Source organism: Rhizobium sp. FKY42 (assembly GCF_005222835.1).
In the GTDB taxonomy this organism is placed as follows: Bacteria; Pseudomonadota; Alphaproteobacteria; order Rhizobiales; family Rhizobiaceae; genus Neorhizobium.
The window spans coordinates 1-535 of the sequence record NZ_STGA01000066.1 but is presented as its reverse complement, the minus strand read 5'-3'; the positions used below and the strand labels follow the sequence as shown (position 1 = coordinate 535).

The window sequence follows — 535 nt, the reverse complement described above, 5'->3', positions numbered from 1 at the left end:
CGGCCTCTTCGTCGGCGTTTGACATCTCGCTGACGGCATTGCCAATGCCCACAGCGGCAGCGGCGGCGACGGCTGCTGAGCCGACAAAGACGATTGCTTTACCGAGGGCCGTGAGGATTGGTGGAACGGCAAGAACCAAGGGGCCGGCCATCAGTGGCTTCCAGCTTTGGTTTTGAGGCTGGAAATGGTTCCCTGCATCAGCATCCTTACCCGCTCATCCGGGGAGAATTTTGTGTCTTCCATCGTCATGAATTCACGCACGGCAGGCGCTTTAGGGAGCGTTCCATGGGTTACGAGGCTCAAGTAGGCCCATCGGCAATGTGCAGCCATGCTGCGGATTCCCAGCTCCGTGCCGGTGTGTACGGACTGCTTCACCAATGCCGACATTTCCGCATCGCTTTTGTCTCGTACGCGGTCGGGCGCAACTTTGCGCAGATAGGCCGTTATCTGGTTGACGGAGCCTTCCAGTCGCAGTGTCTTGATGGCGCTGATGGTTTGCGGTGTCCATCGCAGCGGGCCGGGAGGCGGTTCCGCC

Annotated in this window: 1 protein-coding gene; it reads right to left on the bottom strand. The window is 59.8% G+C overall.

Going from position 1 to position 535, the window contains the following annotated elements:
• Positions 1–150: 150 nt before the first annotated feature.
• Positions 151–535, bottom strand: a 385-nt coding sequence (locus tag E8M78_RS23470) for a hypothetical protein (protein ID WP_170973504.1), incomplete at its 5' end; no start/stop codon positions are given.